The 2,221-nt window shown below is 70.1% G+C and carries 1 protein-coding gene; it reads right to left on the reverse strand.

What is annotated here, in order from left to right:
• Window positions 1-2,221: carbamoyl-phosphate synthase large subunit (carB, locus tag RMN98_RS13595; protein ID WP_309649356.1), on the reverse strand; the 2,221-nt coding region annotated here is incomplete at both ends.

Below are 2,221 nucleotides of genomic sequence, written 5' to 3' on the forward strand. Positions count from 1 at the left end.
AGGATCTCGAAGCCGTGGTCGGCGAGCACCTTGATCGGGAAGATCATGTGCCGCTTGTCGCGGTTGGCCATCGAGACGAAGACCTTGCCCGAGCGCGGCAGCGAGCCGAACGCCGCGGCCTGGGCCTTGGCGAAGGCGGTGCCGAAGTCGGCGTCGAAGCCCATGACCTCCCCGGTCGACTTCATCTCCGGGCCGAGCATGGTGTCGACCTGCGCACCGTCGGGGGTGCGGAACCGGTTGAACGGCATCACCGCCTCCTTGACCGCGATCGGCTGGTCGGCCGGCAGCGTGCCGCCGTCGCCCCGGGCCGGCAGGATCCCGGCGGTGCGCAGCTCGGCGATGGTCTCGCCCATCATGACCCGCGCGGCCGCCTTGGCCAGCGGGGTGGCCGTGGCCTTGGAGACGAACGGGACCGTGCGGCTGGCGCGCGGGTTGGCCTCCAGGACGTAGAGCACGTCGGAGCCCAGGGCGAACTGGATGTTGAGCAGCCCGCGCACGCCGACGCCCGCGGCGATCGCCTCGGTCGCCTTGCGGATCCGCAGGATCTCGGCCGCACCGAGGGTGATCGGCGGGAGCGCGCAGGACGAGTCGCCGGAGTGGATGCCGGCCTCCTCGATGTGCTCCATCACGCCACCCAGGAAGAGCTCGGTGCCGTCGTAGAGCGCGTCCACGTCGATCTCGACCGCGTCGTCGATGAAGCGGTCGACCAGCACCGGGTGGGCCGGGCTGATGTGGGTCGCGCGACCGATGTAGCCCTCGAGGGAGTCGTCGTCGTAGACGATCTCCATGCCGCGCCCGCCCAGGACGTAGGACGGGCGCACCATGACCGGGTAGCCAATCTCGGCCGCGATCCGGTGGGCGTCCTCGAAGCTGGTCGCCATGCCGTACTTGGGTGCCGGCAGCCCGGCGTCACGCAGCACGCGGCCGAACGCACCGCGCTCCTCCGCGAGGTGGATGGCGGCCGGCGAGGTGCCGACGATCGTCACGCCGTTGTCCTCGAGCCCCTGGGCCAGGCCCAGCGGGGTCTGGCCGCCGAGCTGGCAGATGACCCCGGCGACGGGGCCGGCCAGCGTCTCGGCGTGCACGATCTCGAGCACGTCCTCGAGGGTGAGCGGCTCGAAGTAGAGCCGGTCGGAGGTGTCGTAGTCGGTCGAGACGGTCTCCGGGTTGCAGTTGACCATGATCGTGTCGTAGCCACCGCCCGGCATCGACGGTGAGCTCAGCGCGAGCGAGGCGTGCACGCAGGAGTAGTCGAACTCGATGCCCTGCCCGATCCGGTTGGGCCCGGAGCCCAGGATGATCACGGCCGGCCGCTCGCGGGGCTGGACCTCGCTCTCCTCGTCGTAGGAGGAGTAGTGGTAGGGCGTCGAGGCCGCGAACTCCGCCGCACAGGTGTCGACGGTCTTGTAGACCGGTCGGATCCCCAGCGCGTGCCGCACCCCGCGTACGACGTCGGGCGTCATCCCCCGGATCTTGCCGATCTGGGCGTCGGAGAAGCCGTGCCGCTTCGCGCGGCGCAGCAGCACCGGCGTCAGCTCCGGCGCGGCCGTGACCTCCTCGGCGATCTCGTTGATCAGCAGCAGCTGGTCGACGAACCACGGGTCGATCTTGGTGTGGTCGAAGACCTCCTGCGCGGTCGCGCCGGCACGCAGCGCGTCCATGACCTTCTTGAGGCGACCGTCGTGCGGGGCCTCGATCTCGCGCAGCAGCGCGGCCCGGGACTCTGCGGAGCCGAGCTCGACGTCATAGTCCTTCTGCCAGTCGAAGACCGCGTCCGGGCTCTCCAGCGAGCGCAGCGCCTTCTGCAGCGCCTCGGTGAAGTTGCGCCCGATCGCCATCGCCTCGCCCACCGACTTCATGTGGGTCGTGAGGGTCTGGTCCGCCCCGGGGAACTTCTCGAAGGCGAAGCGCGGGATCTTCACGACGACGTAGTCGAGCGTCGGCTCGAAGCTGGCCGGGGTGCTCTTTCCGTCGGGGCGGGTGGTGATGTCGTTGGCGATCTCGTCGAGGGTGTAGCCGATGGCGACCTTGGCGGCGATCTTGGCGATCGGGAAGCCGGTGGCCTTCGACGCCAGGGCGGAGGACCGCGAGACGCGCGGGTTCATCTCGATGACGATCAGGCGGCCGTCGGCCGGGTTGACGGCGTACTGGATGTTGCAGCCGCCGGTGTCGACGCCGACCGAGCGGATGATGCCGATCGCGAGGTCGCGCATCGCCTGGT

It is taken from the genome of Nocardioides sp. (genome assembly GCF_031397825.1).
GTDB lineage: Bacteria > Actinomycetota > Actinomycetes > Propionibacteriales > Nocardioidaceae > Nocardioides.